Origin of the sequence: Pseudoflavonifractor sp. MSJ-30, from assembly GCF_018918045.1 — a bacterium.
Lineage (GTDB): Bacteria > Bacillota > Clostridia > Oscillospirales > Oscillospiraceae > Faecousia.
In genome coordinates, this window is record NZ_JAHLPU010000051.1 from 73,796 (window position 1) to 100,794 (window position 26,999).

General features: G+C 55.2%; 26 protein-coding genes. 8 read left to right on the plus strand and 18 right to left on the minus strand.

Going from position 1 to position 26,999, the window contains the following annotated elements:
* Positions 1-135 precede the first annotated feature (135 nt).
* Entirely contained in the window at positions 136-1,161 is a 1,026-nt protein-coding gene (locus KQI10_RS07900) for a DUF5692 family protein (RefSeq protein ID WP_216566861.1), read from the plus strand.
* Positions 1,162-1,218: 57 nt separating this feature from the next.
* On the opposite strand, the gene KQI10_RS07905 is transcribed toward KQI10_RS07900, so the two are convergent.
* On the minus strand, positions 1,219-1,875 hold the full coding sequence (locus KQI10_RS07905; RefSeq protein WP_216566862.1) for a GDSL-type esterase/lipase family protein: 657 nt from the start codon (positions 1,873-1,875) through the stop codon (positions 1,219-1,221).
* A gap of 123 nt (positions 1,876-1,998) precedes the next feature.
* Between KQI10_RS07905 and KQI10_RS07910 the strand changes: the two genes are divergently transcribed.
* From KQI10_RS07910 to KQI10_RS07940, 7 genes are all read left to right on the plus strand, one after another.
* Entirely contained in the window at positions 1,999-2,358 is a 360-nt protein-coding gene (locus KQI10_RS07910) for a NusG domain II-containing protein (RefSeq protein ID WP_216566863.1), read from the plus strand.
* Between the two features lie 420 nt (positions 2,359-2,778).
* Positions 2,779-3,753, plus strand: coding sequence for a biotin--[acetyl-CoA-carboxylase] ligase (locus KQI10_RS07915; RefSeq protein ID WP_216566864.1), 975 nt, complete (start codon positions 2,779-2,781; stop codon positions 3,751-3,753).
* A 6-nt stretch (positions 3,754-3,759) separates the two neighbouring features.
* Entirely contained in the window at positions 3,760-4,302 is a 543-nt protein-coding gene (locus KQI10_RS07920; RefSeq protein WP_253285211.1) for a biotin transporter BioY, read from the plus strand.
* Positions 4,303-4,407: 105 nt separating this feature from the next.
* Complete coding sequence (locus KQI10_RS07925; RefSeq protein ID WP_216566865.1) at positions 4,408-5,463, plus strand: glycosyltransferase; 1,056 nt, start codon at positions 4,408-4,410, stop codon at positions 5,461-5,463.
* Positions 5,460-6,539 (plus strand): glycosyltransferase, encoded by a 1,080-nt coding sequence (locus tag KQI10_RS07930; protein WP_216566866.1) that lies wholly within the window; start codon positions 5,460-5,462, stop codon positions 6,537-6,539. The genes KQI10_RS07925 and KQI10_RS07930 overlap by 4 nt, the downstream gene beginning before the upstream one ends.
* Positions 6,536-7,630: a glycosyltransferase family A protein gene (locus tag KQI10_RS07935; protein WP_216566867.1), complete on the plus strand. Its 1,095-nt coding sequence runs from the start codon at positions 6,536-6,538 to the stop codon at positions 7,628-7,630. The genes KQI10_RS07930 and KQI10_RS07935 overlap by 4 nt, the downstream gene beginning before the upstream one ends.
* A 3-nt stretch (positions 7,631-7,633) precedes the next feature.
* Positions 7,634-8,656: a glycosyltransferase family 2 protein gene (locus tag KQI10_RS07940; protein ID WP_216566868.1), complete on the plus strand. Its 1,023-nt coding sequence runs from the start codon at positions 7,634-7,636 to the stop codon at positions 8,654-8,656.
* Positions 8,657-8,732: 76 nt separating this feature from the next.
* On the opposite strand, the gene KQI10_RS07945 is transcribed toward KQI10_RS07940, so the two are convergent.
* From KQI10_RS07945 to KQI10_RS08025, 17 genes are all read right to left on the minus strand, one after another.
* Entirely contained in the window at positions 8,733-9,785 is a 1,053-nt protein-coding gene (locus KQI10_RS07945) for a zinc-binding dehydrogenase (protein WP_216566983.1), read from the minus strand.
* Between the two features lie 24 nt (positions 9,786-9,809).
* Positions 9,810-11,423, minus strand: coding sequence for a mannitol dehydrogenase family protein (locus tag KQI10_RS07950; protein WP_216566869.1), 1,614 nt, complete (start codon positions 11,421-11,423; stop codon positions 9,810-9,812).
* Between the two features lie 37 nt (positions 11,424-11,460).
* Positions 11,461-11,853: a hypothetical protein gene (locus KQI10_RS07955; RefSeq protein ID WP_216566870.1), complete on the minus strand. Its 393-nt coding sequence runs from the start codon at positions 11,851-11,853 to the stop codon at positions 11,461-11,463.
* Between the two features lie 66 nt (positions 11,854-11,919).
* Entirely contained in the window at positions 11,920-12,897 is a 978-nt protein-coding gene (locus KQI10_RS07960) for an ABC transporter permease (RefSeq protein ID WP_216566871.1), read from the minus strand.
* A complete protein-coding gene (locus tag KQI10_RS07965) occupies positions 12,894-14,399 on the minus strand; it encodes a sugar ABC transporter ATP-binding protein (protein ID WP_216566872.1) in 1,506 nt (501 codons plus the stop codon). Before KQI10_RS07965 ends, KQI10_RS07960 begins: the two co-directional genes overlap by 4 nt.
* A 74-nt stretch (positions 14,400-14,473) precedes the next feature.
* Positions 14,474-15,505, minus strand: coding sequence for a sugar ABC transporter substrate-binding protein (locus tag KQI10_RS07970; protein WP_216566873.1), 1,032 nt, complete (start codon positions 15,503-15,505; stop codon positions 14,474-14,476).
* Between the two features lie 44 nt (positions 15,506-15,549).
* Positions 15,550-16,395 carry an alpha/beta hydrolase gene (locus KQI10_RS07975; RefSeq protein ID WP_216566874.1) on the minus strand — a complete coding sequence of 282 codons (846 nt, stop codon included), beginning with the start codon at positions 16,393-16,395 and terminating at the stop codon, positions 15,550-15,552.
* Positions 16,396-16,708: 313 nt separating this feature from the next.
* Positions 16,709-17,128 carry a hypothetical protein gene (locus KQI10_RS07980; protein ID WP_216566875.1) on the minus strand — a complete coding sequence of 140 codons (420 nt, stop codon included), beginning with the start codon at positions 17,126-17,128 and terminating at the stop codon, positions 16,709-16,711.
* Between the two features lie 37 nt (positions 17,129-17,165).
* A complete protein-coding gene (locus tag KQI10_RS07985; RefSeq protein WP_216566876.1) occupies positions 17,166-18,290 on the minus strand; it encodes an ROK family transcriptional regulator in 1,125 nt (374 codons plus the stop codon).
* 245 nt (positions 18,291-18,535) lie between these two features.
* Positions 18,536-19,897 (minus strand): magnesium transporter, encoded by a 1,362-nt coding sequence (gene mgtE, locus KQI10_RS07990; RefSeq protein ID WP_216566877.1) that lies wholly within the window; start codon positions 19,895-19,897, stop codon positions 18,536-18,538.
* A 306-nt stretch (positions 19,898-20,203) separates the two neighbouring features.
* Positions 20,204-20,443, minus strand: a complete 240-nt coding sequence (locus KQI10_RS07995) for a hypothetical protein (protein ID WP_216566878.1) — start codon at positions 20,441-20,443, stop codon at positions 20,204-20,206.
* A 13-nt stretch (positions 20,444-20,456) separates the two neighbouring features.
* Positions 20,457-20,816: an arsenate reductase family protein gene (locus tag KQI10_RS08000; protein ID WP_216566879.1), complete on the minus strand. Its 360-nt coding sequence runs from the start codon at positions 20,814-20,816 to the stop codon at positions 20,457-20,459.
* A 142-nt stretch (positions 20,817-20,958) separates the two neighbouring features.
* Positions 20,959-21,477, minus strand: a complete 519-nt coding sequence (locus tag KQI10_RS08005; RefSeq protein ID WP_216566880.1) for an NUDIX hydrolase — start codon at positions 21,475-21,477, stop codon at positions 20,959-20,961.
* A 63-nt stretch (positions 21,478-21,540) separates the two neighbouring features.
* Positions 21,541-24,402 carry a pyruvate, phosphate dikinase gene (gene ppdK / locus KQI10_RS08010; RefSeq protein ID WP_216566881.1) on the minus strand — a complete coding sequence of 954 codons (2,862 nt, stop codon included), beginning with the start codon at positions 24,400-24,402 and terminating at the stop codon, positions 21,541-21,543.
* A gap of 247 nt (positions 24,403-24,649) precedes the next feature.
* Entirely contained in the window at positions 24,650-25,195 is a 546-nt protein-coding gene (locus tag KQI10_RS08015) for a DUF2284 domain-containing protein (protein ID WP_216566882.1), read from the minus strand.
* Positions 25,192-25,623: a low molecular weight protein-tyrosine-phosphatase gene (locus KQI10_RS08020; protein WP_216566883.1), complete on the minus strand. Its 432-nt coding sequence runs from the start codon at positions 25,621-25,623 to the stop codon at positions 25,192-25,194. The genes KQI10_RS08015 and KQI10_RS08020 overlap by 4 nt, the downstream gene beginning before the upstream one ends.
* Positions 25,624-25,784: 161 nt before the next feature.
* A complete protein-coding gene (locus tag KQI10_RS08025; protein ID WP_216566884.1) occupies positions 25,785-26,984 on the minus strand; it encodes a tyrosine-type recombinase/integrase in 1,200 nt (399 codons plus the stop codon).
* Positions 26,985-26,999 lie beyond the last annotated feature (15 nt).

Consider the following 26,999-nt stretch of genomic DNA (forward strand, 5'->3'; position numbering starts at 1 on the left):
TCACAAATCGTTCTCAAATTATCGATTTAGAATTGACAATCTATTCAATACCTGTTATACTGATTTCGAAAGGCCCCTTCCATTTGCGTCACGGCTTCGGCGGGAGGGGAAAATAGAAAAACAGGAGGCAAACGTATGTTATTCCAAATCTATGGGGACAAAGCGGGCTGCCAGCTTCTGGGCTGGCTGCTGGTGTTCCTGGGGCTGATCCTCACCAACGAGATTGCCCGGCGCACCAAAAAAGGCGGTATTTTCTTCTTTCTGGCACTTCCCGGCGCACTGACTGTGTACTTCATCGCCGTAGCCATCGGCGCTTCCATGGGCGCGGGTTGGGCTCTGAACAACCCCACCTACCTCTACATGAACAGCTGGTTCCACTACGCCAAACTCTATGCCGCAACCATTGGCTGCATCGGCTTTATGGTGATCAAATATCAGTGGGGCATCGGCAAAAAAAACTGGTTCAAGCCCTTCCCCTTTGTCATCGTTGCCATCAATATTCTCATTGCCGTAGGCAGTGACTTTGAGTCCGCCATCAAGGGTGCGCTCAGCGCAGACGGCTGGTGGCTGTCCAGTGAAAACGTGTGGCTGTACGGCGGCTGGTGGAACTGGCTCAACGGCTTCGCCGGTTTGCTGAACATCTTCTGCATGACCGGCTGGTGGGGCATCTACTCCTCCAAGAAGAAGGACGATATGCTCTGGCCCGACATGATCTGGCTGTACATTCTGGCCTATGACGTCTGGAACTTCCAGTACACCTATCTGAATCTGCCCACCCACGCCTGGTACTGCGGCCTGGCTCTGCTGCTGGCCCCCACCGTGGCCGCCTCCCTGTGGAACAAGGGCGGCTGGATCCAAAACCGTGCCAACACCCTGGCCATCTGGTGTATGTTCGCCCAGGTATTCCCTCTGTTCCAGGACCGCAGCGTGTTCACCACCATCCCCTTGCTGTACGCTGACGGCTTCATGGATGCCGCTGTCCGCCCCACCGCCGCAAATCCCACGGCTCAGGGTGTGATTTCCGTACTGTCTCTGGCCATTAACGCACTGGCCCTCGCCATCATCATCCGCCGGGCCATTCAGCAGAAGAAGAATCCCTATAAGAACGAGATCTTCACCGACACCCGCGATTTCCAGCTCGCCATGGAGCGTGCCGAATAATCGTCCAAATGTAAAAAATCCCGGATTTCCGTCTGGAAATCCGGGATTTCTGCCTGTTTACTTCACGTATTCCGGCACCAGCTGAGCCAGCTTTTCGGCCAGCTGGGCATGGCCCCTGCGGGTCAGGTGCATGAAATCCACGGAGTTGAACTCGCAGAATGCCGCATCCAGGAAGTGAACACCCAGCAGCTCCGCCGTGGCCGCATAGTACCTCGCCAACTCCTGAGAAGTCTCCACAGCGCCCTTGCCCATTTCGTCCGCCACATCAGAGGACTCCATGCCCCTGCCAATGGGGGGCGGGGCGATGATCAGCACATTGGGCTTCTTGCCGGGAGCCCAGCAGTCCACGGTCATGGCCTTGCGCACCAGCCGCTCCATGCCCTTGGCGACCACGAAGGGTGTGGTATTCATGCGCTGCTTGGAATCGTTGGTGCCCAGCATGATAACAAGCAGGTCCACATACTCGTGGCTCTTCAGCAGGGCATATACGTAGGGCAGCACCGCCATGTTCTCATTGATAGGATCCTCAAAAGAAGTCGTCCGGCCGGACAGCCCCTCCTCCGTCACAAGGTAATCGTCTCCCAAAGCCTTCTGCAGACGGCAGGTCCAGCGCTCGTCCTCGTTAAAACGGATGCCGCCATCGGCGCAGTCCCCTGGGTCCGCACAGTAGCCGTGGGTATTGGAGTCGCCAATGCAGAGAATGTGTTTCTTCACGGAAAATACCTCCCTGATATTTTTCTTCCAGTATAGTCAAATTCGATCAAAAAAGCAAGACAATTCCCATTGCCTTTTGCCCCGGAACTTGCTATAGTAGAGAAAACATGCAAGGAGAACACCATGAAGACCAAATACTGGATCATTCTGCTGGCCCTGGTGCTGGTTCTGAGTCTTGGCCTGAGTTTCTGGCTGCTGCGGCCCAAAGCGCCGGAGAAAACCGTCACTGTCGTACAGGACGGCATCGTTACCCAGGTGCTGGAGCTTTCCGAAAATCAGATACTGGAACTGACCGGGGCCAACGGCGGCACCAACACCGTTGAAATTCGGGATGGCAGGGTAGCCGTCACCCACGCCAGCTGTCCCGACCACGTCTGCATGGCCATGGGCTGGTGCGACAGCGGCCTGCCCATCGCCTGTCTGCCCAACGGCCTGATTCTGTCCTTTGCCTCTGACAGCGGTACCGACGCCGCGGCGGGCTGAGGATTTCCAGAATTTACAGCTTGCTTTTTGATTACAAATAAGTTACAATTCCTTCGTCCTCGCGAGACAGAATCTAAACAGGGAGGCTGGAAGAATGCGTTTTAATTTCTGCTCTATCTGGCAGATTCTTTGCCAGATCGGCGGCTTTGGCTGCTGAAAATTGATATTTCGCGCCCCGGGAAACCGGGGCGTTTTTCTCTTTTCTAATTGTAAACCACATAAAATTTCAGGTTGACAGGAACTGTGCGGTGTGGTAACGTAAGCGGGAAAGTCATTGTACGAATTGACAATAGACAATGAACAATTGACAATTATGGAGTCCCTTCGGGACAGTATTGAAATTTCTGGCATCTCCGTCGAAACAGCTGCCTAATTGTCAATTGTCAACTGTCAATTGTCAATTGATTCCGGAGGTGTCCCATGGCAACGAAAGATCAGATTCTCTCCCTGCTGCTGTCCTGCCGGGGGAGCTTTCTCTCCGGCGAGGAGTTGGCCCAGAGTCTGGGCGTAAGCCGGGCGGCGGTCTGGAAGGGCGTAAAGGCGCTGAAAGAAGCGGGCTTTCCCATTGACGCCCAGCAAAACCGGGGCTACCGTCTGGAACCGGGGCTGGATATTCTCTCGGCTCCCGGAATTCTCGGACAACTGGACAAGGGACATCCCTATAAGATTGATCTGCGTCCTGCGGTGACCTCCACCAATGCCCTTTTACGGGAGCAGGCGGCCCTGGGGGCTGCCGAGGGCACGGTGCTGATCTCCGGCTCCCAGAGTCAGGGCCGGGGACGGCTGGGCAGAAGCTTTTTCTCCCCGGCGGATACCGGAGTCTATCTCAGCGTTCTGCTGCGGCCCGGCCTTGAAGACCCTTCCGGCGCTGCCCGATTGACCACTATGGCCGCTTTGGCCGCCTGCGAGGCCGTTTCTGAAATCGCGGGACAGCAGGCCCAGATCAAATGGGTCAACGATGTGTTTCTGGACGGCCGCAAGGTAGCCGGAATTTTGACGGAAGCCTCCGTATCCCTGGAGGACGGAAGCCTTGACTATGTGGTTCTGGGCGTGGGCTTCAACCTGTATGCCCCCGCGGACGGCTTTCCCGCTGAAATTGCCCATACCGCCGGGGCCATTCTCTCCGCTCCTCTGGACAACGGCAAAAACGCGCTCTCCGCCGCGTTTCTGAACCGTTTCTGGGCACTGTACAGGTCTCCCGAGGGCTACGAGGAACGTTACCGGCAGCACTGTATGGTGTTGGGCCGGGATATCTGGGTTATTTCGCCCAGGGGGCAGCACCCCGCCAGGGCTTTGGATCTGGATAAAAACTGCGGACTGATTATAGAATACCCGGATGGCACCCGGCAGACCTTAAGGGCCGGTGAAGTCCGTATTCGGGAAAAGAAAGGATAGATCAAAATGCAAACAAAGAAAATGAAGACTCTGGACATGGTGTATATCGCCCTGTTTGCCTGCCTGATGGCCATCTGCTCCTGGATCTCCATTCCCGGAGAAGTTCCCTTCACTCTGCAGACCATGGGCGTGTTTTTGGCAATCGGTCTGCTGGGCGGCAAGCGGGGTACGCTGGCCGTGCTGGTGTACATCCTCATGGGCGTCGTCGGACTTCCCGTGTTCTCCGGCTTTTCCGGCGGCATCGGCAAACTGGTCGGCGTGACTGGCGGCTATATCGTGGGGTTCCTGGCCTCCGCCCTGGTGATGTGGGCCATGGAAGCACTGCTTGGTAAGAAAAAATGGGCACTGGCTCTCTCCATGGTGATCGGACTGCTGGTCTGCTACGCTTTCGGAACCGCCTGGTTTATGGTGCTCTACACCAGCTCCAAAGGCGCCATCACCCTGGGCGCCGTGCTGGGTATGTGCGTCATTCCCTACATCATCCCGGACGTTATCAAGATTGCCGTTGCCCTGCTGCTGACAAACATTCTGAAGCGGTTTGTCAAGTGATCTTTTTTCTCCTGAACCGTGCCGTTTTTCGGCACGGTTTTCTCTTTCTTTTTCACTTCTTTTGTGGTATAATCAGGAAAATGTTGGTTTAGAAAGGGAAAAGTTATGGAAACCCAGAAGAAAATTCTGCATTTTCTGCCCCGAAACACCTTCAGCGGAGCAGAGAATGTGGTCTGCCAGATCATTGCCATGTTCCGGGGCGAGATCAACATGGTCTACTGCTGCCCCGACGGTCCCATCCGGGAGGCCCTGCGGGAGCGGGACATTCCCTTTCTTCCCATGAAGACCTTTTCCGTCAGCGAGGTCCGGCGGCTGATCCGGCAGGAGAAGCCAGATCTCATTCAGGCCCACGATATGCTCTCCTCCGTGGTCTGCGCGGCGGCCTGCGGGAAAACACCCCTTGTGTGTCACATCCACAACAATAATTTCAATTCCCGTGGCCTGACCCCGAAAACCGCCCTGTTCCTTCCTGCCGCAAAAAAGGCGAAGCACATCTTCTGGGTCTCCCCTTCCGCCATGGAGAGCTTCTATTTCCGCAAGGCTGTGGCCGCAAAAAGCTCCGTGCTGCGCAACACCATCGACCCCCAGACCCTGCGGCAGCGGGCCGAGGCAGCGCCGGATCAGAGGAAAAGCCATGTAGTCTTTATCGGGCGGATGTCCGAGCCGAAGAACCCTCTGCGGATGCTGAAGGTTCTGGAAAAGCTATCCATCCTTGTGCCGGATCTGGACGCAAAGGTCATCGGCAGCGGAGAGCTGGAGCAGCAGGTCCGCGCCGCATGGGAACAGAGTCCAGCCAAAGCCCACATTCAGCTTCTGGGATTCCAGTCCAACCCCTATGGGCTTCTGCGAAACGCCGGGCTGATGCTCATGACCTCTCTCTGGGAGGGGACGCCCATGTGCGCTTTGGAAGCCATGGCCCTTGGGATCCCCATTGTCAGCACCCCGGTGGATGGATTGTGCGACCTGGTGGAGCCGGGAAAGACCGGTTTTCTGGAATCCGCCGACGATGCTCTGGCCCAGAGCTGCGCCCGCATTCTGCGGGATCCCGCTCTGCGGCAAACCCTTTCCGGGAACACGCGCGCCAAGGCAGAACAGCTTCTGGATCTGGAGCGATACAAACAGCCCTTGCGGGCTGTATATGAGTCAGGAGGCACCCTATGAGAATTGTGCAGATTATCCCCACCTTCGGCGTGGGCGGCGCGGAAACCATGTGTGAAGGATTGTGCCGTCAGCTGCAAAAGGACGGCCATGAGGTCTTTGCCGTCAGCCTTTCCGGGGACAGGACCATGATCACGGACCGCATGGAACAGGCCGGGATTCCCCTTTTCTATCTGGGCAAAACCCTTGGTTCCGGTTTTCAGTGCGTGGGCCAGTTGAAGAAGCTGCTGCGGGAGCTGCATCCCCAGGTGATCCACACCCACCTGCACGCTCTGAAATACGCGGCGCTGGCCTCCCGCAATATTCCCATTGTCCATACCGTCCACAACCAGGCGGCGCAGGAAGCCGTGTTTCTGGATCAGCAGATCGGCAAATACCTCTTCCGCCGGGGCAAGGCCCAGCCCGTGGCCCTGACCCGGGAGGTGCAGCACTCCGTTGCGGAACTCTATGGTCTGCCGGAGGCAAAGATTCCCGTCATCACCAACGGCATCGACCTGTCCCGCTGCGGCGAAAAAAGCGACTACGCCCTCCACTATCCCGTAGAACTGCTGCATGTGGGCCGGTTCTTCCCCCAGAAAAACCATGAAGTGCTGGTTCAGGCAGCGGCCATTCTGAAAAAACGGGGCTGCAATGTACGCATCCGCTGCTGCGGCGATGGTCCCCTGCTGGAAAGCATTCAAAAGCAGGTACTTGAGGCGGGGCTTTCCGGGCATATCGTCTTTGAGGGCGTCTGCGGCGATATTCCGGACCGCATGACCCAGACGGACATTTTCCTGCTGCCATCCAAATGGGAAGGCATGCCTATGACCATCATCGAGGCAATGGGCACGGGGCTTCCCGTGGTCGCCTCCAGAGTCGGCGGCGTGCCGGATATCATCACAGACGGGGAAAGCGGTCTTCTGATCCCGCCTACGGCGGAAGCCCTGGCTCAGGCCATTGAGCGGCTCGTCAAGGACGAAACTCTGCGGGAGCACCTGGGCACACAGGCCCGGCAGGAGGCCCGGCGGTTTTCCATCGAAGCCATGGCCCAGGGGTATGAGGCCCTTTACGCCCATCTGACGGAGGGCGCTGCCCTATGAAGCCCCGGAAGCTGATCACAGAGGGCTGCCGTTCCCTTGGAAAACTTTTCAGCCCTGCTCCCGCGGGTGCGGACAAGGCTCTGGAAGCCATCTGGCCGGATTCCGGCGGCGGCTGTCTTTTGGACCGGGGGACAGATTGGCTGGATGCCCAGGTGGATCTGAGCATCATCATTCCCTGCTACAATAACGCGCCCTATCTGAAAGCCTGTATGGACTCCGTTCTGGGGCAGGAGACTTCTTACAGCTTTGAGGCTGTAGTCGTTGACGACGGGTCCACAGATGAAACACCGGCCATTCTGGCCCCTTACCGGGAAGACCCCCGGGTCAAGCTGCTGCGTCAGGAAAATAAAGGCCACTCCGGGGCCAGAAACGCGGGTCTCTCCCTCTGCCGGGGCCGCTACATTCTCTTCCACGACAGCGACGATACCCTGCTGCCCGGCAGCATTGACGCACTGCTGCGCTGCGCTTTTGAAAATAACGCGGATATCGCTCTGGGCGGCTACGTCCGCAAGGATCCTTCCGGCAATATCACCCCCGGAAAAGCCTTCCCCGCCGGAGCTGTCACCGACCGGGAAACCGTCCCCGGCATGACCTGCGGCAAGGCATTTCGCCGCAGTTTGTGGGGAAATCTCCAATTCCCCACGGGCTACTGGTATGAGGACTCCGTAATCTCTCAGATTCTGCTGCCTATGGCAAAGCGTATTTACGCCATCGATACCCCGGTTTTTGCCTACCTTCTGAACCCGCAAGGGGTTTCCGCCGCCTCTCAGGGGCGGCCCAAGGCCTTGGAAAGCCTGTATATCACCCGGCGGCTGCTGAAGGAGCGGGCGGCCTTTGGCTTAAACTATGACGCGGATGCCTATACCCACTTTCTGCACATGGTCCTGCTGACCTACCACCGGACGCGGCTTCTGGGTAAAAATGTTCCCTATGGGGTCTATCTCTGCCAGCGGCAGCTGCAAAAGCAGTATTTTTCCGGCCTGACCGCCCACCGATACGCTTCTCTTGCCCAGGCTCTGGAAAAAGGGAAGTTCCGGCGGTATCTTTGGCTGTGTGAAACGCTCTGGCTGCGAAACCGGATGGGAGGGTAAGCCATGAACTTTTACATTGCGGTGCCCGTGTATAACGCGGAAGCCTTTCTTGCGGACTGTGTGAACTCCGTGCTGGCCCAGACCGTGCAGGATTTTGAAATTGTCCTGGTGGACGACGGCTCCCCGGACGGCTCCGGGGCCCTGTGCGATACCTTCGCGGCCCAGGACGGGCGTGTGCATGTCATTCATCAAAAAAATACAGGCCCCTACGGGGCACGCCGGACGGCGATCCGCTTTCTGCTGGAGCATGGCAGCCCTGAGGACCGGGTGGTCTTTCTGGATGCGGACGACAGTCTGAAGCCAAACGCTCTGGAAGTGATCCGGCGCTGCGTTGAAGAAACCGGTGCCGATCTGGTGTTTCTGGGAGAAGATCAGGTTTTTGAAGGCCAAATTCTGCGGCCGTTTCCGGTGGATTCCGCCTATACCGGCACAGTCACGGACCGGCGGCTGCTCTATAAGATTGTCTTTCAGGACGGCTGGTACAATCCCCTTTGGAAAAAGGTTCCGGCCCTTTCTCTGCTGCCCCGGGAGGATCACCCGGAATTCTACCCCGTTCGCTTCGGAGAAGACCTGCTGCAAAGCATTCCACTGTATCGGGACTGTCAAAAGGCCGTTTTTCTGCCGGACAGCCTGTACAATTACACCCAGAATCCCAACTCCGCCACCAACGGCCTTGGCTACGAAAAATACAAGGTCACCTCTCTGGTGCTGGAAACCTGCTGGAATTTTCTGCGGGGACAAAATGTCTGGACCGAAGCGGACTTTATCGAATATATGACCTGGCTCCGCAGGCTGACACGGTTTCAGGTCTGGCTGGTGGCAAAATTCTCCACAACCATACCCAACCGCTGTAAACTTCTGCGGCAAATCGCCGAGGACGCTTTCTACGCCAAAATCATTGCCACAGCCCCCGGAAAGGATCTCTGCCTGCGCCTGATGCAGAAAAAACACTTCCGCACCCTGTGCCTGCTGGGTACAGGAATGCGGAAGGCGGGAGATCTGCGGAGAAAGGCGAGGAAAGATTGACAATCTCCCCCCGGCCCAGGGTTACATAGGAAATCCCTTCCTTTTCCAGTATACTGGAAAAGGAAGGGATACTTTTTTATTCCTGTGTCGGATCCACGTCGATCAGGACCTTCATGGTCGTCTCCCGGTTGGCTTCGATGTACTTATAGGCGTCCAGATATTTTTCGAAGGGAAAATGGGCGCTCTGCAAAGGCTTCAGCTGGACCTTTCCCTCCTCCACAAGGCGGATGGCCTCCACATAGTCCTCATGCCGGTACATCATGGTGGTGTCCAGATCCAGCTCGTGGTCGTTCAGCGTGAACAGATCCGCACTGGCCATACCCGCAAATACCGCCACCAGAATGAGCTTGCTGCCCTTCCGGGCACACCGGATGGCCTGATTGATGGTCACATTGTTGCCCGCACAGTCGTAGATCACGTCTGCCTTATCCGGGCCAAAGGCATCTGCCAGAGCCTTGCCGAATTCCACGTTTTTCGTGTTGACCGCGTGGTCCACACCGCACTGCTTTGCCAGCGCCAGACGATGGTCGGAAACATCCGTAATCAGGACGCTTTCCGCGCCCATGGCCTTGCAGGTCTGGGCCAGCAGGATGCCGATGGGGCCGCAGCCCAGGATGGCCACCCTGGCCCCCTGCAGCTCCGCAAATCGCCGGGCCGCATGGACCGTCACCGCCAGAGGCTCAATCATGGCGCCGTCATCATAGGACATTTCCTTGGGCAGCGGAGTCACCTTGCCCTGATCCACACAGAAGTACTCGCTGGCGGTGCCGGTGGTCTGGAAGCCCATGACCTTCAGTTCCTCGCACAGGTTATACTTTCCATGGCGGCAGGGGTAACACTTCCCGCAGACCACCTGGGGTTCAATGGTCACCTTCTGGCCGGGGACAAAAGCGGCCACGCCCTCGCCCACCGCCGCCACCTGGCCGGACACCTCGTGCCCCTGGGTCACAGGATAAGAAGTGCCGCTGTGCTCGCCGTAGTACACATGAATATCGCTGCCGCAGATACCGATGCGTTTGATCTTCACCAAAACCTGCCCGGGCCCGGGCGCAGGGATCTCAATATCCCGAAAAATAATCTCCGCTTCCTGCCCATCCCTGGCGGGACGAGTCATAACCTGTTGCTTCATGGTTGCCATATACTCAGCTCCTTTTCAGTCGATATGTTTCTCGATCGTCTTTAAGGCAGCCCCGGGAGCGGCAATCATTTCCGTAAAATAGCCCTCTATCTTTTCACCCAGTCCGGCCTTATAGAGATCAATTCCGAAGATGCTCTCGTTGGAAAGGTAGGGCCTCAGCTCCCCGTGATAGCTTCCGGGGCTGCCCAGCTTTACCTGCCGGAGCGCTTCGTGAATCTCCGGAACCAGAGGATCCGGAGCCAGCTCAAAGGGCTTTCCCTGATCGTCCAAACCCATAGCATAGCGGAAGAAGCCCGCAATGCCCAGTGGAATCGCTACCAGAGCGGACGCCGTGCCGTCTTTTGCAACATAGGACTTGATGGTCTCGCCGAATCGGACGGAGAGGCCCTGAGAGGCGTCCGTTGCCAGCCGGAGGTTGGTGTCGCCCAGATAGAGGTTCTGGAAACGCTCGAATACCTCATCCGCAAAGGCCTTCGGCGACAGGATCCCCGGATCCGGAACCACCGGCATTCCCTCATCAAAGACCACGCGTCTTGCCATTTTCAGCGTCACAGGCAGATCCCGCAGCATATCCGCAAAACGCTCCTGTCCCAAAACGACCCCCAGAGGCCCAACCGCCGTATGGGCGGGGTTCAGGCAGACCGTTACCTTCATGCGCTCAGACTTGCGGACCGTCTCAAAGTCGCCCAAGTACACGCCGAAGCCCTTCTCCAAAGCCGGGCGTCCGTTGGGGAACCGGTCCTCAATGACCAGGTACTGGGGCCGCTCGGCGTTGGCAAAGGGGGCTATATAGGTCCGCTTGCCCGTGACCACCGGCTGCATATCCGCAATGCCCATGTTCTCCAGATCCCGGGCAATCTCCTCGGAGGGGCGGGGGGTGATCTTGTCGATCATCGTCGAGTCAAAGGCCACGTTTTCTTCCCGTTCCAGCCAATCCAGAAACGCCTGCTCTACAAATCCGCCAGACTTCCAGGCCCGTGCCATGGTCAGGACGGATTCCCGCAGCAGCTTACCGTTTCCGGCGCAGTTGTCCATGGACACCAGCGCCACCGGCGTACCGCCCGCCCGGAAGCGCTCGTGCAGCATGGCCGTCAGGACGCCCATGGCACCGACCGCCCTGTCCGGACCGCCCGCAATATCCGCCGCCACATAGCCAAGCCAGCTGCTGTCCGGATTTTTCAGGGCATAGCCCTTTTCCGTAATGGTGAAGGATACCAGCTGCAATGAGGGAGCCCGAAAGATCTCCTTCAGCCGCGCCCACTGGGCGGCATCCGTACACTGGGCCTTGACTGCCTCCGCAAAGGCCCCCAGCACCCGCACATCCCTTGTGCCGTCCGGATTCAGGATGACCTGCAAGCCCAGATTGTCGTAGGGACGGTAGATTTTGTCCACCACGTCATAGTCAAAGGTCTCCACGCAGGTAATGCCTCTGTCCAGCAGCCCCTGCTCCAGCAGCCCGTCCGCAATACCGCCGATGAACACCCGGAAAATATTGCCGATGCCGAAGTGTACCCATTTGGGGGCCTCTACGGCTTTTTTCTGGGCAGCGGGGACATCGTAAGAAGGGAACAAAATACCGGCAGATCTCCACACTGCAGCATTTTGAATTCCTTCAAGTGTTAATTTCATTGCCATTCTCCTCTCCGTTATCAACGAAAGGCTTTTCTCATGGCCAAAATTCTCGGTACGCCCGGTTCAGGCGCAGGTTAAACACAACCAAAACCACCAAAATCGGAGCAATGCCAACCAGCCCAAGCCAATACGGCATAGCACGTTTCACCACGATCACCGGCCATAGAAAATTAAAGATTCCCAATATGATCAGCAACGGGCCGATCAATATCAATCGCGGAATCAGGAATTCAAAATACTGTTCCGGCGCTATGCAGTCCTCTGCGGTGCGTTCCTTGGGAATCAGAAGACCGTTCTTAAAAAAACACCGTCTGCTTTTCAGACAGCCCCCGGTATAAACCGCATAGGCTCCATAGCCTAAGGTACACAGTAGTACAAAGACGTCCAGCCAGGAAAATGAATAGCCCAATACTGTAAATGATTCCATAACAACTCCAATAAGTTCAAAGAACACAGCCGGGCCGGAAAGCCCGGCATTTGTCCAACGTATATCTTACAAACTCTTAGCGTTCGCCCGCATAACCTGTTTCGCTCGGTCGAGCATAATAGCAAACAGCAGCACCAAGCCCTTTACAACCATCTGATGGTACTCACCTAGACTGACCATGACCATACCATTGTTCAGGAAACCAATGGTGACCACACCAATAATAGCGCCGAAAATACCGCCCGTGCCGCCTTCTGCGGAAATTCCGCCCAGCACCAAACCGCAGATAACGTCAAATTCAAAGCCAGTACCGGTACTGGGCTGTCCGGAACCGATACGGGACAGCCAGATAACGGAAGCAATACCGGTAAAGAAGCCGTTAAGCGTGTAGGAAAGGATGCGCACGGCCTTTGTATTGATACCGGAGAGCTTTGCGGCCTCTTCATTACCGCCCAGATAATAGAAATACCGGCCAATATAAGTTCTCTTCAAAATAATTCCTGTGATGACTGCAATTACAATCATGATGATCACAGGGACGGGAATCCCCGCAAGATATCCCTGACCAAGGAACTTGAAGCCATCCGTGAGACCATGAACCGCCTGACTACCGGTCATAATATAGGCAGCACCTTTCAGAACATACTGCATACACAACGTTGTAATAAACGGCATCAAACCAAAGAAGGAGATCAGCCCGCCATTGATCGCGCCAAACAGCGTTCCCGCCGCAACAGTGATCAGGCACGCCGGTACAACGCCCACACCCCACTTGACCATCATCATGGCGCAGAAGCAGTTCAGGAACGTAACCATGGAACCGATGGACAGATCAATGCCGCCGGAAAGCATGACCGTAATACATCCGCAGGCTGCAATTCCGATCATAGAGACCTGCCGGAAGATGTTCAGCACATTGCTGACCGTCATAAAATAGGGAGACATACAGGAGAAAAACACCAGAATGATGACAAGCAGTGTAGCGATAGGCGCAATACTGCTCGTTAAGTAGAATCTCCCAAGTCTTTCAACAGATTTTTTCATGATGCAACCTCCACTTTTTCTCCGGACGCCAGCGCCAGAACATTTTCCTGGGTAAACTGCTCCCTTTGTAATTCTCCGGAAAGCTTTCCTTCATACAGAACAACAATCCGGTCAGACACACCCAGCAGCTCTTCCATATCCGAAGAGATCATAATGATGCATTTCCCTTCCGCAGCCAGCTGTCGGATCAGCTTGTATATTTCCTGCTTTGCCCCAACATCAATGCCCCGCGTAGGTTCATCAAAAATCAGGGTATTGCATTCCGCCGCCAGCCATTTTGCCAGAACGACTTTCTGCTGATTGCCGCCGGACAGATTTTTGGCAAGCTGCTTCATGGTCGGTGTTTTGATCCGCAGCGCCTGTCGCTGATCCTCCGCCATTTGCTTTGCCTTTCTGCGGTTGATAAAGGTCAATTTTGAAATTGCCGGAAGAGACGGCAGAGCAATGTTCGATTCCAAGTCAAAAGACAGCAGCAAGCCTTTCCCCTTCCGGTCCTCCGGGATCAGGCCGATTCGGTTACGCACCGCATCCTTGGGTTCCCGAATCTTTACAAGCTTTCCATCCAGGAAGAGTTCCCCTGATTCCAGCTTCCGGTAGCCATAGATCAACTCCGTCAGTTCCGTGCGCCCCGCGCCCACGAGGCCGCCGATGCCAAGGATCTCGCCATGACGAACCTGGAAGGAGATATTCTCGTCCCCGCTGCCTGTGAAGCCTTTTATTTCAAAGCCGACGTCTCCGAGATGGCTTTCTCTGGGTGGGAAAGTCTCCTTCAATTCACGCCCCACCATATAATGGATTAATTCGGCCTTATTTGTCGATTTCGTATCCAGGTCTGTAATATACTGACCGTCCCGCATAATGGAAATACGCTGAGATATCTGAAATACTTCTTCAATTCGGTGAGAGATGTAAATAATTGTGACTCCCTGCCTGCGCAGATTTTCGATGATCTTAAACATCGTCTGCACCTCGTCCTCCGTCAGCATCGCGGAGGGCTCGTCCATAATCAAAATCTTCGCGTTCTTTGCCAGCGCTCTGGCAATCTCGATCATCTGCTGATAGGCAACAGAGAGGTAACGGACCTGCTGCGTCGGATCAATATTAACACCCAGCTGGTCAAAAAGCGCCTTGGCCCTTTTCCGCATCTGCTTATGACTCACCAGGCCATTTTCCAGGACCTGCGTCCCCAGGAATACATTTTCGGCAGCTGTCATTCCGGGAATCATCATCAGCTCCTGATAAATGACAGCGATTCCCAGTTCCTTGGAAAGCTTCGTGTTCATCGCCGGGATCAGCTTTCCGTCCACATAAATCTCACCGGAATCCGGCGTTACAGACCCGGCAATCGTTTTGATCAGCGTGGATTTTCCCGCGCCGTTCTCGCCCATGATCGCATGGACCTCTCCCTTTCGGAAGGCCATGGAGACACCGTCAAGCGCTTTGACACCAGGGTAGGTCTTTACGATATTCTTTACTTCCAAAGAAATTTCATTTTCTTGCATGGTTACCCTCCTTTGCATGGAATGGGGCAGATCACCTGCCCCATTCCCGCAGTATTAAAACACTTGATCCTTCATTAACCCGCGGAGCTGTCCAAAAACTCCTCTACGTTTTCTCTGGTAACGGACAGGTTGGGGGAATAATAGGTCTTGTCCTCAGGCAGGTTGTCGTTCACCAGGTCCAGCAGAATCTTGACCATATCCGCGCCCTGCTCGGTGGGGCCGCCCAGAGAGGTGGACTGAATAATTGCCGAACCGGCCGCGATTTCCCGGCACAGCTCAACCGTACCATCGATGGAGATGATGGCGAACTTGCTTTCGTCAATGCCCATGCCTCTGGCAGCCTCCAGGCAGCCCAGGGCCATGGAGTCACCCCAGTTCAGAATGGCTTCAATATCGGGATGGGCAGACAGCATATTCTCCGTCTCGGTCATGGTATCGGCTGCGGTAAAGACATCCGCCCACGCGACGACTTCATAGTTGGGATGTACGGATTCCAGGCCCTCGATCTGGCCCTTGGTACGTCCGCCTCTGATAAGACTGTCCTCGGTACCATAGGTCATAGCGCCGATGATTGCCTTGTGATCCTCGCCGTAAACCTCATTGAACCACTCGCCCAGAGCAACGCCGCCCAAATAACCGGCACCGTAGTTGTCATTCACATACAGAACATCTTCATGCACGCCTTCAATGGGGGACGCATCCAGGACGATCTTCACACCTGCAGCCTGGGCAGCGGCCACGGCGTCTTCAACACCGCCGGTGGTACAGCCATTGATAATGATAATGTCGCAATTGCTGTTGACGAAGTTCTCAATCTGAGTTGTTGCCTTGACCGGGTCCTCATCATGAACAACGCAGGTGAAGCCCCAGCCCAGCTCTTTCAGCTCGGATTCGATTTCCGCAACCTGTGCGGCCCAGGTAACGTTGGACAGGGAAGAAATCGTCATGCCAACATTGTGTGTCGTACCGGAGGCGGTGCCCGCATCCGCTGCGGCTGCCGTGGTGTCCTTGGGTGCTTCCGTCGCCGCCGGGGTTCCGGAGCTGCCGCATGCCGCCAGGCAGAATACCATAGTCAATGCGAGAATGAGTGCCAATGCCTTTTTCATAATGTTTCCTCCTAATTTTTATATTGGTGGGGTCTCCCCAATATTTACTTGCAAATAGAATCCGCGAATTTCAGGATTATTTCCTTGATTTCTTCCTGAACGAAGTGTGCGTCTGCATGCTCTGCACCGTGAATGAGATAATACTCATTGCGCACACCGTTTTTCTCCAAAGCCTCATAGAGCAGCTCTGCCTGGGAATAATGCACCTGGGTATCGGCATCGCCCTGCAGGATCATCATCGGGGGAGAATCCGGCGTAACCATATTCTGCAAAGCAGGATACATACCAACATCTCTTGGCAGGAAGTCCTTCGCAGGATCTCGGTTTTCCGGGGAATCATTCGCCGGGTTTTTCGTCATATCCACGCCGGGATAATAACACACACCGCCCTGAACCGCACTGGACACACCCAGATTTTCGCCCACATCCCACTCGGTATGTTTTCCGGAAAGTGTGATCAAGCCGCTCAGGTAGCCGCCAGCGGATTCCCCCATCACCACAATTTTGTCGGCGTTGATTCCAAATTCTTCTGCATGGGCTCTCAAATAGCGAATGGCCGCCTTGACATCCTCCGCCTGCATTGGGAAGCGGGTCCTGGCTGTAACGCTGTAATCCACACTTGCCACCGCATAGCCATGCTTTGCAAACCATGTCAGCTCCGGAATCCAGACCGATCTGTCCATCTCTGTCCAGCCTCCGCCGCAGATGAAGACCAGCAGCGGGTAGACCTCCGTCAGCGGATCATAGTAAAAATGTCTGCGGGGACGAAGCAGGCTCAGCTTCAGCGGCGTGTAATGGGAGCTGCACCAGTCCCAGCGATGACCGTATTCGATCTCTGTCGCCAGGCCGATGATCCGCTCTGTCACATGTACGTCAATTTCCTTTTTCATTCATTTTCCTCCTTTTCTGTTTCGCAATCAGTTAGTTAAAGTGTTTTACTAACTATTATATTAAGTATGGTCACCAGAAAAGTCAACAACTATTTTTCTATTTTCCCAGTATTTTTATATATTTGTACAAGTAGTGCAAAATATTTCCTATTCAAGTCCATCAAATTCCGCTATAATTAGATATTTTGCCTAAATATCATAGCATCCTTTTCTCCTGTTCCAAAGTTATCACTTCACAAAAAATAGAGGCGGTCAAGAAACCGCCTCCACTTGGAATAGCAATTATTAAGAAATCGGCGCACCGTGCGCATATTTACAGTCGAATCGCCAAAAAGCTTCTCTGGAAAGAGTCTGAAATCGTCTCGTAGGATGCATAGCCTATCTTCCCCCGGCGAAATGTTTTCTCCCACACAGCACATATCGCATCGATCAGCTCAGAATGCAAAGGTTTTTCCGTCAGAGCCAGCGCCGGCATTACATAATAAACCGTAAAAACATTCAGATCTGCCTGGACATAAGCAGGAATTTTCCCTTTTGTTGAAAAAGCCTCCTGCACACTCTCCACCAATTGCGCAGCCGTGGCTCTGGGACCATCTCGTTCCGCAGCATCCAGCAGCATATCCAATACCGGTCCATAGGTCTCGCGGAAATACTTCATCTGTGCGACATAACTCTTCTTATTGATTCCTTTCAGCATGGCATTTACGTCTGTGTACATTTCAGCAAACCGCATATGGGCTCTCCTGTTCTGTCTGTTCCCGATTTTATGCTTACAGTTCCCGGATGAATTGCTCTACGAAATACAGCCCGCACCCCACCGCGGCGGCCTCGATTTTCATGCGGCAGAGTCTGATATGCCCTACGCTGGAGAACTCCAGATTGTCCCGCAGGGCGACTTTTTCCTTCAGGCGGTCCAGGTACGGAGGCAGGAAACTGCCCACATAGCCGCCGATGACCACAGGCATATCCAGGAACATCACGATGTTCTCCACCAGGATGGACAGGTTGTCCAGATATTCATCCAGCGCGCGGACCATTTCCGGATCGCCCTGCTCTACCCGGGCAAAGAAGGTTTCCAAGGTGTTGTCCACCTTTTCCGCCAGAAGTTTTGCCGAACCGTAGGCGTCAAAATGCCCCCGCTTGCCGCAGTAGCACATCCGTGCCTGGGGGCCGGGATCAATGCAGACATGGCCAAGCTCACCGCATCGGCCCATAAGGCCCCGGGTGATGTTCCGGTTCACCACCAGCGCGCCGCCGACGGTATTGCTCAGGGACAGGAAGACGAAGGTCTCCAGCCCGTTCTGGGTATAGCACTCCACCATGCACGCGGCGTCCGCATCGTTGAAGCAAAGCAACTGACAGGACATATCCGACTGGAATGAAAATGGTTTTTCCGGCGTCACCTTCAGAATGTGGGATATCCGCAGGCTCTTCCTGTCCGCGCTGACTATGCCCGGCATGGAACAACCGATGCCGATCAGGCATGCCGGGTCGATCCGGTTCTCCTCCAAAAAGCTGTGGATCTGTGCATTGACGCGATCGTTGTATCCGGGTTCATTGGCAAAAACCAGCTTCGTCCGCTTATGGGCCACCACCTGACCGCTGAGGTCCACCAGGGCCAGGCTCACATGATTCTGGGTAATGTCCACACCCAGGGCCAGCTTATCCAACACCGGCACATAATACAGCGCTCTTCTTCCGCCCAAAGACTCCGCAGCGCCATCCTCTGCTACCAGCCCGGCCTCCATAAGCTCCGTAATGATTTGCCCGACTGTGGGCAGGCTCAGCCGCAACTGGGCCGACAGCTCCGGCTTTGTGATCCGCCCGACCCGAAGTACCTGCCGATATACCGCAATTTTATTCTGCCGCTTTACTTCCGCATTGCTTAATTTCACATGGGTCACCTCTCCATCGTTCCTGCTTTGAAAAACTGTTTTTTAAAGTAATTTAATTATAAGCCATACAAGCCGAAATTGCGAGAACTTTTTTTGATAAACATATAAGAATTTCTTGCATATTTGCATACATGTATCTTAGCTGCCGCTTCAACAGAATATCCCTCTCCCATAAACGCAGCCCCGGCACACAAAAATACACCGGGCCCGGGGCTTAGGCCTTCCGGGTCCGGCGTGTTCCGTTCTCACAGGTGCAGCAGTGCTTTCGCGATGTTAAAGTAAATCAGCAGCGTGGTAGTATCCACGATGGTGGTAATCAGTGGGGAGGCCATAACCGCCGGGTCCATTTTCAGCTTCTTGGCAATCACCGGCAGGACGCCGCCGATGAGCTGGGAAAGAAGCACCGTGCACACCAGCGTCAGGCAGACAACCATAGCCACTCCGAAGCCCACGCGGTCCAGCAGCATGAGCTTGGCAAAGTTGCAGACTGCCAGAGTTCCGCCGCAGAGCAGTCCCACTCTCCATTCCCGCCAGAGAATGCGGGGCAGATCCCTGGGCCTGATATCACCCACGGCCATGCCGCAGATGATGGTGGAGGTACTCTGGCTTCCGGCATTGCCGCCGGCGTCCGTCAGCATGGGGATATACGCAGTCAGAACTGCCACCGCTGCCAGGGCACTTTCAAAGCTGCGGATGACCATGCTGGAAAAGGTGGCACTGATCATCAGAAACAGCAGCCAGGGGGCACGGTTCTTATAAAGGTCCCACATGCTCTGCTTGAAATAGGGCTTCTCAGAGGGCCCCATAGCGTTCATGATCGCCATATCCTCATTGTTTTCCGAGCGAAGGATCGTAATGGCGTCATCCACGGTCACAATGCCCACGAGCCTTCCCTCCCCGTCCGCCACAGGCAGCGCCAGGAATCCGTATTTCTCAAACAGACGGGAGACGTTCTCCTGGTCTTCCGTAGTCTGCACAGAAATAACAGGACTTTTCATCAGCTGAGATACCGGCGTTTCCGAATCCTTCGCAAGCACCAGTGCCCGCAGGGACACTGCCCCCAGCAGCCTGTGATCCTGAGTCGTGACATAGCAGTTGTTGATGGTCGCCTTATCGATGCCGCTTTCCCGGATGGACTCCAACGCATCAGAAACGGTCATATCCGGCTTCAGTTCCATAAACTCCGTGGTCATGACGCCGCCGGCGGAATCCTCAGGGTATTTCAGCAGTTCGTTGATCATCCGCCGGGTATCCGGCTCTGCCTGGGCAAGGATCCGCTGTACCACACCCGCAGGCATTTCCTCCACCAGATCCACCGCGTCATCCGTAAAAAGAGCCTCGATTACGTCCTTCAGCTCCGTGTCACCCAGACCGTCGATCAGCTTTTTCTGGATCTCCGGAGGCAACTCCGCAAACAGATCCGCGGCTTGATCCTTCCGGCAGAGCCGGAACAAAATGGGCATCTTCTCCTCAGGGAGCTCCTCGAATACCTCTGCCAGATCCGCGGCCGGGATGTTCCGCAGGATCTCCCGCAGGCTCTGGTATTTCCGGGCATCGTCCAGGTTCTCCAGAATGTTCTTCAGGGGGGTGTTTTCGTTTTTTACCATATGTGTGCCTCCTTTTTCAGGCGGCAGGCGCTTCTCAGGCTCTACGGTCAGGCACTTCCGGAAGCGGCTGCCGAAGTTGTTTTCTTTTGGGCATAAACGTTTCTTTTTCGACTATACGGATCCACGGCAACCACCTCTTTACATCGTTATAGTGAAAAGCCAAAATCTTTCCCGTGCATTCTAACATCCAGCTTTTTCCTTGTCAACACGGCACAGAAATTTTACATTTTACAAATCCTCGCCTTACAAAAAAGGAGCAGCCCGTCTTTTTTCGTGGCTGCTCCCTCGTTTCTATTCAAGAAAAAATCACGCTCTGGAAGGATCGTTTTCGCTCTGCCAGGACAGGAATTCCGGTCTGGGGTTCTTTGCCCGCTTTTTCAGCTGGTGCAGATGGATCTCGTACAGCTCCCATTCCCCTCCGGCGGCATCCGACCGCAGTCTTTCCGTCACGTCCCAGCAATCAGAGCAGAGGTCAATCTTTCCGTCCCCCACCGAGTAGAACATATCAAACAGCTTTTTCTTCACGCCGCAGCAGGCACAGACCATAGAAACGCTCCTTTCATTTTGTCACTTTCAGCCGTTCCGCCCAATCAGCCTCCTTGAAGCCGGTCAGAACAAAGTCCCTGCCGATCAGCAGCGGACGCTTAACCAACATGCCGTCTGTGGCCAGCAAACGCAGCATCTCCTCTTCGGTCATCCCGGGCAGCTTGTCCTTCAGTTCCAGAGACTTATAGAGCAGTCCGCTGGTATTGAAGAACTTCTTCAGGGGCAGGCCGTTGCGCTTATGCCACTGGTCCAGCTCCTCGTAAGTCGGGTTCTCGGTTTTGATGTCCCGCAGCTCGTAGGGAATCCCGTTTTCATCCAACCATTTCCGAGCCTTCTGGCAGGTGGAACACTTAGGATAGCAGACAAAAAGCATGGCTTTCACACTCCCGTGGTTTTTTGTTTTATTGTACCACAGAATGGATGCCATGGCAATGATCGATGCGTGCTGTATTTCTCTTATTTTGCAACGGAATTACGCCATGTACTGCTTGCGCACAGCGGAGCCCATGAAAAAATCAGGGTGCGTCCCAATAGAAGGACAGCATCTCCAGTATCCGTGCCTCCCGCTCCAGCATCCGCTGATCCTTGGGGCCGTGATTCTTTTCCCGATTGGTGCGGATGGCGGTATCCGGGTCTACATATTCCAGCGTAAAGCGTTCTTCCGCCTCGTAATCGTCCAGCTTTTGGGGCTCCGTCTCAGGCAATACCTCGCAGAGATAATAGTAGTTGTCCTGTATAAAAAACTCCACATCTTCCTGGTCAGACTTCTGTACCCGGTGAACCAGGCCGTATTCCCGGATGGAGTCCGGAATAACCCGCAGCCCGGATTCCTCCGCTACCTCCCGGCACAGCGCCGCCACCGGAGTCTCTCCGGGTTCAATACCGCCGCCGGGGAACTTGTAATAGTCGTATTTCAGGCTGTGGACCATGGCGACCTTCCCACCCCGCAGAATAATACCCCGGGCGGAGGGCCGCACAAAAGCACGGCCATTAGGGTCATAATCCCTGGTATCCATTTCAAACAAAAGTCGCATACATTCCTCCAGACGCGCAAATCGGGCGGTCCGAAAAGGGGACCGCCCGAAGAAAATCAGGGTTTACTTATTCCGGTTCTCCAGATAGGCCTTCTTGGCGGCAGCCAGACCAGCCTTGGCGCCGGCGAGACCGGCCTTGGCGGCATCGGCTACGTCAGCAGCTACAACCGCGGCGGCTTCCTTGGCGTTCTCGGCGAATTCCTTGGCAGCCTCCTTGGCGGCTTCCTTTGCCTTTTCCCGCTCGGCAGCCTTGCTCTCCTCGGCCGCCTTGTCAGCAGCGGCCTGAGCGGCCTCCTGCTTGATGGCAGCCTGGGCGGCGGCCAGACGGGCGATGGGCACACGGAAGGGGCTGCAGGACACATAGTCCAGACCCAGAGTATTGCAGAACTCCACGGAAGCGGGGTCGCCGCCGTGCTCGCCGCAGATGCCGCAGTGCAGGCTCGGACGGGTCTTCTTGCCCAGGTCCATGGCAATCTTCATCAGTTTGCCGACACCGTTCTGGTCCAGCTTGGCAAAGGGGTCGTTTTCGTAGATCTTGGCCTCGTAGTAGGCGTTCAGGAACTTGCCCGCGTCGTCACGGGAGAAGCCAAAGGTCATCTGGGTCAGATCGTTGGTGCCGAAGCAGAAGAACTCGGCTTCCTTGGCGATCTCGTCGGCAGTCAGGGCCGCACGGGGAATCTCGATCATGGTGCCGACCTCATAGCTCAGCTCCATCCCGGCAACCGCAATCTCCGCGTCAGCGGTCTCCACAACGACCTTCTTCACATAGGCCAGCTCCTTGGTTTCACCGACCAGAGGGATCATGATCTCAGGCTTGATATCCCAGTCAGGATGAGCCTTCTTGACATTGATGGCGGCCCGGATGATGGCCTTGGTCTGCATCCTGGCGATCTCGGGGTAGGTGACGGTCAGACGGCAGCCACGGTGACCCATCATGGGGTTGAACTCGTGCAGAGAAGCAATGATTGCCTTAATCTGCTCCACACTCTTGCCCTGCGCGGCAGCCAGCTGCTCAATCTCGGGCTGGGTAGTGGGAACGAACTCGTGCAGAGGGGGATCCAGGAAACGGATGCACACAGGGCTTCCCTCCAGGGCCTCATACAGCTTCTCGAAGTCGCCCTGCTGATAGGGCAGAATCTTTTCCAGCGCGGTCTCCCGCTCTGCAACGGTATCGGAGCAGATCATCTCCCGGAAGGCGGCAATACGCTCGGGGTCAAAGAACATATGCTCGGTACGGCACAGGCCAATGCCTTCCGCGCCCAGCTCCCGGGCCTTTCTGGCATCGGCGGGGGTATCGGCATTGGTGCGGACCTTCATGGTGCGGTACTTGTCGGCCAGAGCCATGATGCGGCCGAACTCGCCGGCGATCTCGGCATCAACCGTGGGGATAACGCCCTCATAGATATTGCCGGTGGAGCCGTCGATGGAGATAAAGTCACCCTCATGGTAGATCTTGCCACCCAGAGTGAACTGCTTGCGCTCCTCATCCATGTTGATGTCGCCGCAGCCGGAGACACAGCAGGAACCCATACCACGGGCAACAACGGCAGCGTGAGAGGTCATGCCGCCACGGACGGTCAGGATGCCCTGGGCGACCTTCATGCCGGTAATATCCTCAGGAGAGGTTTCCAGACGGACCAGAACCACCTTTTCGCCTCTGGTGGCCCACTCCTCGGCATCCTCCGCGGAGAACACCACCTTGCCGCAAGCGGCTCCGGGAGAAGCGCCCAGACCGCGGCCAATGGGGGTAGCGGCCTTCAGGGCGTTGGTATCAAACTGGGGATGGAGCAGGGTATCCAGGTTCCGGGGCTCGATCATAGCCACGGCCTTCTTCTCATCGATCATGCCCTCGTCCAGCAGGTCGCAGGCGATTTTCAGAGCGGCCTTGGCGGTACGCTTGCCGTTACGGGTCTGGAGCATATAGAGCTTGCCGTTTTCCACGGTGAACTCCATGTCCTGCATATCCCGGTAGTGGTCTTCCAGCAGGGCGCAGACCTTGGTGAACTGCTCAAAAGCGGCGGGGAACTTGTCCGCCATCTGGGCAATGGGCATGGGGGTACGGACGCCGGCCACCACATCTTCGCCCTGGGCATTGGTCAGGAACTCGCCCATGAGCTTCTTCTCACCGGTGGCGGGGTCACGGGTAAAGGCAACGCCGGTACCGGAATTCTCGTTCAGGTTGCCAAAGACCATGGGCATGACGTTGACAGCAGTACCCCAGGAGTAGGGAATGTCGTTGTCACGGCGGTAAACATTGGCGCGGGGGTTATCCCAGGAGCGGAACACGGCACGGATGGCCTCGTACAGCTGGACCTTGGGGTCGGAGGGGAAGTCCACACCCAGCTTGGCCTTATACTCGGCCTTGAACTGGCCGGCCAGTTCCTTCAGGTCCTCAGCGGTCAGCTCCACGTCATAGGTAACGCCCTTCTTCTGCTTCATCTCATCAATGAGCTGCTCAAAGTACTTCTTGCCGACTTCCATAACGACGTCGGAGAACATCTGGATGAAACGGCGGTAGGAGTCATAGACAAACCGGGCGAAGGCGGGATCGGGATTGCCCTTGATCATGGCATCGACAACATCATCGTTCAGGCCCAGATTCAGAATGGTATCCATCATGCCGGGCATGGAGGCACGGGCGCCGGAACGGACGGAGACCAACAGAGGATTGGTGAGATCGCCGAACTTCTTGCCGTTGATCTGCTCCATCTTATCCACGTACTCCATGATCTGGGCCATGATCTCATCATTGATTTTCTGGCCGTCCTCGTAGTACTTGGTGCAGGCCTCCGTAGAAATAGTAAAGCCCTGGGGAACCGGCAGTCCGATTCTGGTCATTTCCGCCAGATTCGCACCCTTGCCACCCAGAAGCTCTCGCATGGAACCGTCACCCTCGGTGAACAAATAAACATACTTATGAGACATACAATACCCCTTTCAAAATACACGGGCGGCATCGCAATTCGATACTTTTTGCCCGATATTTACACATTTGAATTCTCTAAGTGCCAAAACAGTATATCACGGTATGGCGGGATTTTCAATAGAATTTCCAAATTCCCGGAAGATTTCACGGTTTGTACAAATTTGATAAATTATTTTGTCAATACCGCCGATTTTTTATACATATAAGAGCCCCTTCGGTCTCAGAAGGGGCTTTCAAAGCCGATATTCATTCCGCGTCCCGGAACAGAAGCAGGGAGACCCACGTAACGATATTCTGCCCGTACTGAAATTCCAGCCCGTTTTCCTCCAGCGTGGGGATGATGTTGATGCCCTGGCTCTCCACGCAGGGGTGCATTTTTTCAGGATGGCGGCAGGGCTTCCCATCCAGAATGGCACAGCGGCCGCAAATAGCGCAGGCCTCGGTGGACAGGATATAGGGTTCAAGGCCGTGGGTGCGGAGAATATCCCCGACCTGATCCGTCAATTCCTCATGGCCGCGCCGTGTGGCCAGCGTGGCCTGCATATCAGCAATGTCCGCCACCTCCGTCAGGCTGGAAATCAGCAGCGCCTTATTGTAGCGCAGGCACTTTTCCCTGCATTCCGCCACGGTCCCCACGCCGGGGGGACAGGCCCAGCTTTTGCCGTACATGGTACACTCCGTCTGACAGATGTGCCGCACCCGGTCCGAGAATTCCAGTTTTTTCGGGTCGATCCAGGCATAGACGTACAGCGGCAGCTCCGCCAATGCCTGCTCTATGGCCTCATAATTCATGTAAAATCCTCCAGTATGTTCCGACAGCCCTCCGTAAGGTCCGTATATGTCTTCTCAAAGTCCCCGGTGTACCAGGGGTCCGCCACATCGTGAGAAAGCAGGGGCCGGATCTTCTCCGGATCCCGGGGCAGGAGTCTTTCCAGATAATCCCAGTTGCTGCGGTCCATGTAATAAATGTGGTCAAAGTGCCGGTAATCCTCCATGGTCACCTGCCGTGCCCGATGTTCCCCCACCGGAACGTCCCGTTTCCGCAGTTCCCGCCGGGCAGGCCCATAGATGGGATTGCCAATCTCCTCCCGACTCACCGCCGCCGAGTCGATCTCAAAGTTCCCGGACAGCCCCGCTTTGTTGACCATATCTTGCAGAATGTACTGCCCCATAACACTGCGGCAGATGTTGCCGTGGCAGATGAATAAGATTTTTGTCATTGCTTATATATCCCTTCAAAAGCCTCCAAGCCTTGATATTTCAAGGTTTTTGGCGCTTCTTTCATTTTTGCTGTCATGCCGGAAACCTACGCATATTCCCGTAACTCTACGCAGATTTTCGGGCAAATGGTGTAGTAATTGGTGTAATGGCTGCGATTGCTTCAACCTGATTTTCTCTGCGGCTCCGGTGCGGCAAACCCTCTAAAATCAATGATCTTTGCCATCTGCTCGGCGGCGCGGTCATAGCTCGCATGGGTGTAAACATTCAGTGTGACGCCCACATCGGAATGTCCCATGACATACTGCAAGGTCTTGATGTCCATGCCAGCGTTCGCCATGTTTGTACAGAACGTGTGCCGGAATACATGGGGCGTGATGTGCGGCAGAGGCTTGTCCGGGTGCAGCTTTTGATATTTCTTCATCGCCCAGCGCATTTCATTCTCGATGTGCAGGGCAACCTTCGGACTGTCGTTCTTGTCCAGCAGAAGAAAACCGCTGTACCCGTCGATGATCGTCTCCGTTTTCACGCGCTTGCGGCGGGAGAGGATATTTTGCAGGCTTCGGTAAACCTCGTCTGTCATGGGAATGTAGCGGCAGCCGCACTCGGTTTTGGTTTTCTCCACATAATACTTGCCGCCGCGCTCCCGGACGAGCTGGTGATCTACCCGGATTTTCCGCCCGGTAAAGTCCAGATCAGCCTTTGTCAGCCCGCAGAACTCGCTGACGCGCATCCCGGTTCCCAGCAGCACCACAAACTCGTCGTAATACTTGCAGTAGGTCTTGTCCTCCCGGATGAAATCCATCCAAAGCGTCTGCTGTTCCTCTGTCATGGCAATGCGCTTCTGTGAATCATTGGAAACTACATCGACCAGCTTGAAGTCAAAGGGATTCCGACGGATCACATCCTCATTGTACGCCATCTGGAAAGCCGGTTTGACAACGCCCCGAACGCTGGTGAGGGTGCTGTATCCCTTTCCGTCCTCGTGTAGCTTCATGATCCATTTCTGCGCGTCCGAAACCTTGATGTCTCGGATGGAACGGTAGCCAAAATCTTCTTTCTTCACCAGATTCAGCACGAAGTTATAGCCAACCTTGGTATTGTAGCGCACGCCCTGTTTGATGCTGATGTAGCGTTCCAGCAGTTGAATGACGTTGATTTTGCCAGCCGCATAATCAATGCCATCGTCGAGCTGCTTCTGGATTTCCTTTTCTTTTTCCCGCAGTTCTTTCAGATCGGAGGAATACACTGTCTGCCGTTTGCCGCGAATGTCTGTGTACCGATATTGATAAATCAGGTCTTTTCTCTGGCTCTCTCCTGTCCGCAGGATGCGTCCCTTGTTGTCTTTTCTCTTTTCGGACATTGTCAAACTCCTTTC